Raw genomic sequence first — 7,486 nt, forward strand, 5'->3', positions numbered from 1 at the left:
GAAGAGGTAGATTTATGTTGAAACAATCAATGCTTAAAACAGTGCAGCATTTATTTGAAGGGCATAAGGGTATTTTGGCAATGGATGAAAGCAATGTTACTTGCAATCTGCGCTTTTCTCAGCTCGATATTCCGCAAAATGAGGAGCATCGGCGACTTTGGCGTGAGTTAATTATTACAACGCCAGGTTTGAATGAATCGATAGGTGGCGTGATTCTTTTCGATGAAACTGTTCATCAGCATCAACTGGATGGTACCGCCTTTTTAGACTTATTACGTAAAGCGGGGATTTTATTTGGGATTAAAGTTGACCAGGGGATTCAACCTCTGGCATTACATCCCTTAGAGAAAATCACCCATGGTCTTGATGATTTGCGTGAACGCTTACACCGTTATGTCGCACTTGGTGCCGTATTTGCAAAATGGCGTGCCACAGTAACCATAGGTGATGAACTTCCAACTTCAGCGGCAATAAGTGCCAATGCACATTCGTTAGCCCGCTATGCTGCATTGTGTCAGGAGCTAGGGTTGGTGCCCGTTGTTGAGCCTGAAGTTTTAATGTCTGGCTCACACACAATCGAACGATGTCAGAGTGTCACAAAGGCATTTTTGGCCGCTGTATTTGAACAGCTCAATCAGCAGGGTGTCGAACTAGAAACGATGATTTTAAAACCTAATATGGTTTTACCCGGTGCGGCATGTGGGGATCAGTCCAGCGATACTGAGATAGCGATGAAAACCTTAGATTGTTTGCTTCATACGGTGCCTGCGGCGGTACCAGCGATCGCCTTCCTTTCTGGTGGTCAGTTTTCAAATCAGGCATCGTCTCGCCTCAATGCCATAAACCTTCTCGCCCAACAGGAGCGAGGATCTGAGCGGGAAAAAGAAATTCCATGGACATTGGCATTTTCCTTTTCCAGGGCAATACAATCGTCCGCAATGACATTGTGGCGCGGATTTCCCGGACAAGTCTCCATCGCACAAAACGCTATTTTGCAGCATGTACAGAATAATCAACTCGCGCGCAGAGGGCTTTATATCGAACCGTCACCGGCATCAATTGACTCAATGGCAACGCCAACATCAACGGCAACTTTCGTATGACGGTCGCTCAACCATTACGTATCTTTGTCATTCGACATGGCCAGACTGCTTGGACAGCGTCTGGACAATACACTGGCACAACGGATATTTTGCTTTCACCAAAAGGAAAAATAGAAGCGCAAGGCTTACGGCAAAGTCTGCGCAAATACGTCTTCTCTGCAATTTTTTGTAGCCCAATGAGAAGGGCGCGTCAAACTTGCACTTTGGCAGGTTTGGCGACGCATGCAATTGTTCGTGATGATCTTGCAGAATGGAACAATGGTTGTGATGAAGGCTATACCCCAGAACAAATTCAACTTGCTCGCCCGGGCTGGCGTTTTTTTAGAGACGGCCCTGATGGTGGTGAAACCTTAGAGCAAATAGAACATAGAGCAGACCGCTGCTTGGCTGACTTTAGCGGTATGGAAGGTAACATCGCCGTGTTTTCGCATGCCCATTTTTGTCGGGTATTGGCCGCAAGATGGATTCACTGTTCAGTCAGTGACGCACAACATTTTTTGTTGGATACCGCGTCTTTCGGTATTTTAAGTTACGCACACAATGATCCAACACAGACTGCGATTGCAATGTGGAATTCAGCTGCTTTAGAACGACGTCTGTTGTAGATGCCGTGGGCTAACACCTGGTTTAATATTTGAAATCAATTCGATCGTAATAGAGAGAAAAACTTCATCTGCTGTAATTGGTCAGATGAAGTTTTTTTAACTCAGGATGCAGTTTAACGTGCCCCTTTGAAGTGCTTTTGGCCATCATTTTTGTGACGGCCGATTACTTCTTCTTGTTCGCTTTTTTCTTGCAACGACTTAATGCCAGATTTTCGCTGCGATGAAAGGATCTTTTTATCGTCCTTTTTTTTGCTGATCGTCAGAATTTCACGTTTTAGGGAATCAATGTCTTCATCGACTGAATAGTGCTTGGCTGATCCCTTGAGGAGACGCGGAATTGGTTTGCTATAATCAGTTGCTTTGTTTGTGTTTGAAATGCTCATCATATTCTCGATATAGTGGCTATGCTCAACTTGGGCAGGTGCGCAAAAAACGTGAGAAACGGCACGTTCTTTTTTACGCAAAATAAAAATTACATCGTAATTCGGATTTTATCTTTCACGTGCTTAACGCCGGGCGCATTCCATGCTGCTTGCGTAGCCAGATCACGTTCTACCCAGCTATGTGTAGATCCAGCAAGGGTGACCGTGTTACCGTCAACATGAACAGTGATATTGGCACTTTCTGTTTTTGCCAGACGCTTTAACGCTGCTTCAATATCGGTCTGAACTACTTGCGCCGCAATTGAAGGAGTTAAATTGACGTCATTGCTGACGCCAGTGACACCCATTAAGTGACGAACAGTATCTGCCGCAGCATTACGTTGATATTCCCATTCGACGTTGCCAGTCAAGGTTACCCATCCACCTTCAACCATGACCTTGATGCTATCTTGTGGAAGATACGATGCCCACGAAAGAACATTGGCTACCGTCCGTGCAATATCTGCGTCGTCTCGTTTGCTTGAACCAGGAAGTTCCACATCAATTTCAATCGCCATAGCATCAACGCCAACAACGCGTCTTGCTGCCCGCTCAGCATTCCATTTTTCGACGAAGCTACCAACATGACCGGATAGCGTGACAACACCATCTTTTACTTCGACACCAATGTTATTCGAAGGAAGAGAAGGATCCCAGTTAAGTTCCGCGATTACGTCCCGTTTTAAGTCAGTGGATGTTTTCATTAAAATACTCCTTGATGGATAGAATATTTATTCTTAAATTTCTCCTCTTTTCTGTATGTACGTTGCCACTCTTTGATTGCTGTTTTTTGATTGTGTGTGTTGCCGAACAGATCACGAAATGCGCCTATTTTATAAGTGATCTAAGGCCGCTAAAGAAATGGCGGATCGCTGATCAATGTTTAAAACAGGGATGAATAAAATGAAAAAAGCACCGTATGTCGTCGGTTTGATAGTCGCTGGAAATCTAATGATGGCGCCGCTGTGCATGGCACAAGTTGCGGGGTCGACCACTTTGTTGGGCGTTACCGTCGTCGAGTCTCGTCAGGTAGCGATGGGGTGGAGTGTGAAGAAAAGCATTTTTGGCCGCGACGTGTTTAATGATGCCGGCATCAATGTCGGTAAGGTTGAGGATGTCATTATTTCGCCTGAGAAAAGTGTCTCTTATGTCATTCTCAACGTCGGTGGGTTTATCGGTATTGGCGGTCATAACGTGGCCATTCCCATTTCACAGATCGTAGAGCAAAGTGGCAAATTGATTTTGCCTGGTGCGACTAAGGAATCGATTATTAACTTACCTCAGTTTGATTACGCCATTGACACCGCCAAACGAGATGCCTTCATTGCAAGAGCAGATAAAGACTTAGCTAGCGCGAAAGAAAAGGGTGTTGAGCTGCAAAAAAAATCAGCGGCACTAAATGGCGAAGCGAAAGTTAAGCTAGATAAGCAGTATGCAGCTTTGCAAGAACTCATTCAGACAACAGAGAAAAAACTCAACGAAATGAAACGAGCCGGTGCTGCAAGATGGCAAGAATTTGAAAACGATTTGAATGCAGATTTAGCGCATCTGAAATTAACGTTGTCGAATTTGAGTATTTAAGACATCTGGCTCCACTAATTACGCTCAGTTTGAACGTTCCGTAACAACGGATGAATTTATTCACGAAAGCTTCGTATGAGTTATGCAAACTTCATGGTGAATCTGGAACTTGGTCTGGATAACCATAACCTGATGAATATCGCTGGACAATTGGCTGAAGTTTTTGAAGCCAATATCATCGGTATTGTCGGCTGCTGTCCCATGATCATGCCGTATGGTGATGGTTATATCAATGGTGATTTAATGAAGGAAGAGTTGGATCAGTCGCAAGCCGAGATTGTTGCACTAGAGGCTGAATTTCGTAAGTCACTACGAGCAAGAGCCAATCATCTTGAATGGCGTTCATCAACTATTTGTTCATCGATCGCTGATTTTGTCGCAACTGAAGCATCCAGCGCTGATGTACTTATTGTTACCGCCTCGGAGCACATAGAATCCGGGACTACACGGCATATGAATAACGGTGACGTACTGTTGCAATTGGGACGCCCAATGTTGCTCGTCCCTAAGGATTACCGCCAATTACACTTACAAACGATTATGATCGCCTGGAAAGACACGATGGAATCCCGGCGTGCCGTCTACGATTCATTGCCACTGCTTAGATATGCCAGCAAAGTATTTTTGATGGAAATAACGTCGAAGGAAGAACAAGCGTTAGTTCAAGCTCGGCACCAATTAGTGATTGAATGGCTGGCGATACATCAAATTAAAGCGACTTCTCTGGTCATCGTTGGTGATGGCGATGAAGCCGAAAAATTGAAGTCAACAGCATTAGAAATGAACGTCGATTTATTGGTCGCGGGTGCCTACGGTCATAGTCGCTTAAGAGAGTGGGTAATTGGTGGTATGACCAGAGAAATAATGTGTTCACAAATTTATTGTTCCTTGATCTCACATTAATCGGTAACTCTTTTATTCGCTTGATTTGATAATCAAATATCTTTCACATATTTAGAAAGTTCGCTATGCATATCGCAAAAAAAATTGAAATTAATAAGCAATCTATTCGTCTCGCCGCAAAAAACATTGACGACGGTGCAGTCACAGCGGGCTACAAAGCTGATAGGGACGATGTCATCAAGATGCTCAATGAGGCCTTAGCAACTGAGCTGGTGTGTATGCTGCGCTATCTACGCCATTATTACACTGCCGTTGGACTGCATAACAGACCGGTGAAAGCTGAATTCTTGCAACACGCTCTGGACGAGCAAGACCATGCGTATGAACTTGCGGAGCGCATTGTGCAACTGAACGGTAAACCAGATTTTAATCCTGAAACTTTATTGTTGCGTAGTCATGCTGAATACAATGAATCCAATAACATTCATGACATGATCAAATCAAATTTGGTTTCCGAACGTATTGCGATTGAGACCTATCGCCAGATGATAGAAAATTTGGCAGATACCGACCCAACAACTAAAAACATGTTGATTGGTATTATGACGACAGAAGAAGAGCATGCGGATGATATGCGAGACTTGCTATCTTGATTTCGCATATCGACCGGATTGATTGCGTGTCATGTTGTAGCTTTTTTCCATGATTCTTTTCGCCTACTGTCGTTCATGCTTGTTAGCAAAAGGACAGAATTCTTTGATCCTCTATCTTGTTGGAAGATTCTCTGTTTTTATGGGGCGCAGCCACGTTAACTGCCTGCGCGCTTCTCCTCGCTAATCGGCCATTGATCAGAGCTTTACAAGTAGGTATCAGCGATCAGAACAGATCAGAACAGATCAGAAATTTCATCAAAAATGTCAGTAGGAATATGACGGTTTTGTGAAAATGCGTCGATTTTTTTTACAGAAAATAGATTATATCTTTGTCATCAAAATGTCATAAAAAGACAAGTCCTTGTTTTGCAATCATAAATACTTAAGTTGAGTTCGATGGCATCTTTGTTGCTTATGGACACAGTGCTTCCTTAACTTTATTCCATTTTTATGAAATCAAAACTCTCAACTGTCGCTCTTTCTTCGATTGCATTACTAGCCGCTTCACCTAGCGTCTGGGCAACACAATTTCAAGGTTTTCAGGCTGGTAATCTGGTGATTAGTACTGTTACTAATCAAGCGCCTGGCTTTCAGAATTCTGGCCTTGACACGGCGTCTTCCATAACGCTCATGCAATTTGCGCTAGGCGCGGGCGGTACATCTTTGACTGCGAATGGCAGCCTGGTATTACCACAAGTAGCCAGCGGTAAAAATTCTGCCATTTCTGGCGAATATGGCTCTGCCTCCGAAGGCATCTTGCAGAGGTCTGTCAATGGTCAATATCTTACGATCATGGGTTATGGGGTGAACGCTGCAGCATTCAACGCCGCTGCAGCAAATAATGGTAGTACCCCATCCGCCTACGGTACGATGGCATTAGGGCAGACTAATAGTGTCGCAACTGGCTCTAACATATTTGTACCCCGCGTAGTGGGTTTGATTAATGCAAGTGGAAATGTCGATACCACGACAGCATTGACCGGTGTGTTTAATGGCAATAATCCACGCAGTGCTGCGACAGTTGATGGTAGCTCGTTCTATATTTCAGGACAATCTGGTAATAAAACTGATAATACTCAAGGCGTATTTTACGCAGGCAAGGGTTCGACAACGGCGACGCCGATAGATACCAGTACCGATACACGTGTAATTTCTCTCGTTAATAACGGTAAAGGTAATATGCTTTACGTTTCACGAGACTACAATCCACCAGGCGGCGGTGGTCAAAACTTTACCAATGTTAGTTCGCTCACTAATACGACTGGTGGTCTGCCAACCAACTCTACAGGATTGATCACCACCCATATTACGCCGCCAGCCAGTGCAAATTCTGTCGGAGGAAATAATGGATCTATTACGGTCAACACTGGCAATCAAAACGGCGTAAATAACTCACGCCTCGGTAAATTCGTTTATCTGAGTCCTGAGCAATATTATTTTGCTGCAGCAAATGTGTTGTATGTTGCTGATAGCGGTGCGCCTAAGAACGGTAGCGCAGGTGCCGCTGCGTTGGGTGAAGGTGGTCTGCAAAAATGGGTCAATAGCAAAGCTGATGGAAGTGGTACCTGGACACTTGCTTATGACTTGGTGAATGGTCTGAATTTGGTGAATAACGCCACTGCGAATTCTAATACTCCTACTGCAGCAGGTGTAACTGGTCTGTTTGGCTTGACCGGCGTTGTCGTTGGTGGTCAGGCCGAATTATTTGCCACCAGCTATGGTCTCAACGAATTATCGCCCAGCTTTCTGTATGAAATCACAGATACACTGAGCAATACGACCATTGCGAGCGCTTCTAACGAAAAATTTACTACGCTTATTAGTTCCGCAGCACTTAATGGTGCCGATATTCGCGGCGTTGCGTTTTCGCCAGTACCCGAGCCAGAATCGTTTGCGCTTTTCGCGTTGGGGTTGGCTGGTTTAGCATTTGTTCGTCGTAAAGCGTTCAAGCGGTAGTCGCATTTTATCTTCTAAGGAAGCCGGTTATGAACCGGCTTTTTTGTTTCCAAAATAGAGTACATAGAAGTCATCGTTGGATCTAAGTGCAAGCGCAGGTAAATTTACCACGGTCATCGCTTCTTACAGAGATCGGCGGGTTACCTCGTACAACGGTAAGGTTGCCGATAATAGTGCTTTAGTGCGATCATAAATCATTGGCGGATTCAATTTCGAAGTGCAACCACATGTTGATGCGATTGTAACTGCTTCATAAATACTTGGTGCGGCGTTTTGAAGCCGAGACATTTTCTGGGACGATGATTTAAGCTGTTCATCGCCCA

General features: G+C 44.4%; 8 protein-coding genes and 1 pseudogene. 6 read left to right on the forward strand and 3 right to left on the reverse strand.

Going from position 1 to position 7,486, the window contains the following annotated elements; translation table 11 throughout:
• Positions 1-14 precede the first annotated feature (14 nt).
• Both ACO0K1_RS11945 and ACO0K1_RS11950 read left to right on the forward strand, forming a co-directional pair.
• Positions 15-1,103 (forward strand): class I fructose-bisphosphate aldolase, encoded by a 1,089-nt coding sequence (locus ACO0K1_RS11945; RefSeq protein ID WP_423025958.1) that lies wholly within the window; start codon positions 15-17, stop codon positions 1,101-1,103.
• Positions 1,100-1,708: a histidine phosphatase family protein gene (locus ACO0K1_RS11950; RefSeq protein ID WP_423025960.1), complete on the forward strand. Its 609-nt coding sequence runs from the start codon at positions 1,100-1,102 to the stop codon at positions 1,706-1,708. Before ACO0K1_RS11945 ends, ACO0K1_RS11950 begins: the two co-directional genes overlap by 4 nt.
• A 113-nt stretch (positions 1,709-1,821) precedes the next feature.
• Here ACO0K1_RS11950 and ACO0K1_RS11955 read toward each other — a convergent pair whose 3' ends face one another.
• Together ACO0K1_RS11955 and ACO0K1_RS11960 are read right to left on the reverse strand one after the other, a co-directional pair.
• A complete protein-coding gene (locus ACO0K1_RS11955) occupies positions 1,822-2,094 on the reverse strand; it encodes a hypothetical protein (RefSeq protein ID WP_423025962.1) in 273 nt (90 codons plus the stop codon).
• A gap of 86 nt (positions 2,095-2,180) precedes the next feature.
• Complete coding sequence (locus ACO0K1_RS11960; RefSeq protein WP_423025964.1) at positions 2,181-2,834, reverse strand: BON domain-containing protein; 654 nt, start codon at positions 2,832-2,834, stop codon at positions 2,181-2,183.
• Positions 2,835-3,033: 199 nt separating this feature from the next.
• Between ACO0K1_RS11960 and ACO0K1_RS11965 the strand changes: the two genes are divergently transcribed.
• The 4 genes from ACO0K1_RS11965 to ACO0K1_RS11980 all read left to right on the forward strand — a co-directional run bounded on the left by ACO0K1_RS11965 (position 3,034) and on the right by ACO0K1_RS11980 (position 7,163).
• On the forward strand, positions 3,034-3,711 hold the full coding sequence (locus ACO0K1_RS11965) for a PRC-barrel domain-containing protein (RefSeq protein ID WP_423025966.1): 678 nt from the start codon (positions 3,034-3,036) through the stop codon (positions 3,709-3,711).
• A 75-nt stretch (positions 3,712-3,786) separates the two neighbouring features.
• Entirely contained in the window at positions 3,787-4,614 is an 828-nt protein-coding gene (locus ACO0K1_RS11970) for a universal stress protein (RefSeq protein ID WP_423025968.1), read from the forward strand.
• Positions 4,615-4,679: 65 nt separating this feature from the next.
• Positions 4,680-5,207, forward strand: coding sequence for a ferritin-like domain-containing protein (locus tag ACO0K1_RS11975; protein ID WP_423025970.1), 528 nt, complete (start codon positions 4,680-4,682; stop codon positions 5,205-5,207).
• A gap of 450 nt (positions 5,208-5,657) precedes the next feature.
• Positions 5,658-7,163 (forward strand): PEP-CTERM sorting domain-containing protein, encoded by a 1,506-nt coding sequence (locus ACO0K1_RS11980; protein ID WP_423025972.1) that lies wholly within the window; start codon positions 5,658-5,660, stop codon positions 7,161-7,163.
• Positions 7,164-7,369: 206 nt separating this feature from the next.
• Here ACO0K1_RS11980 and ACO0K1_RS11985 read toward each other — a convergent pair.
• Positions 7,370-7,486: pseudogene (locus tag ACO0K1_RS11985) on the reverse strand (IS30 family transposase); the annotation flags it as partial.

The organism is Undibacterium sp. SXout20W, assembly GCF_049340285.1.
GTDB lineage: Bacteria > Pseudomonadota > Gammaproteobacteria > Burkholderiales > Burkholderiaceae_D > Undibacterium.

Excerpts from the sequence above, each read along its gene's own strand:
- ACO0K1_RS11980 (WP_423025972.1), top strand. The coding sequence starts at position 5,658 with ATGAAATCAAAACTCTCAACTGTCGCTCTTTCTTCGATTGCATTACTA.
- ACO0K1_RS11975 (WP_423025970.1), top strand. The coding sequence starts at position 4,680 with ATGCATATCGCAAAAAAAATTGAAATTAATAAGCAATCTATTCGTCTC.
- ACO0K1_RS11955 (WP_423025962.1), bottom strand. The coding sequence starts at position 2,094 with ATGATGAGCATTTCAAACACAAACAAAGCAACTGATTATAGCAAACCA.
- ACO0K1_RS11950 (WP_423025960.1), top strand. The coding sequence starts at position 1,100 with ATGACGGTCGCTCAACCATTACGTATCTTTGTCATTCGACATGGCCAG.
- ACO0K1_RS11965 (WP_423025966.1), top strand. The coding sequence starts at position 3,034 with ATGAAAAAAGCACCGTATGTCGTCGGTTTGATAGTCGCTGGAAATCTA.
- ACO0K1_RS11960 (WP_423025964.1), bottom strand. The coding sequence starts at position 2,834 with ATGAAAACATCCACTGACTTAAAACGGGACGTAATCGCGGAACTTAAC.
- ACO0K1_RS11970 (WP_423025968.1), top strand. The coding sequence starts at position 3,787 with ATGAGTTATGCAAACTTCATGGTGAATCTGGAACTTGGTCTGGATAAC.
- ACO0K1_RS11945 (WP_423025958.1), top strand. The coding sequence starts at position 15 with ATGTTGAAACAATCAATGCTTAAAACAGTGCAGCATTTATTTGAAGGG.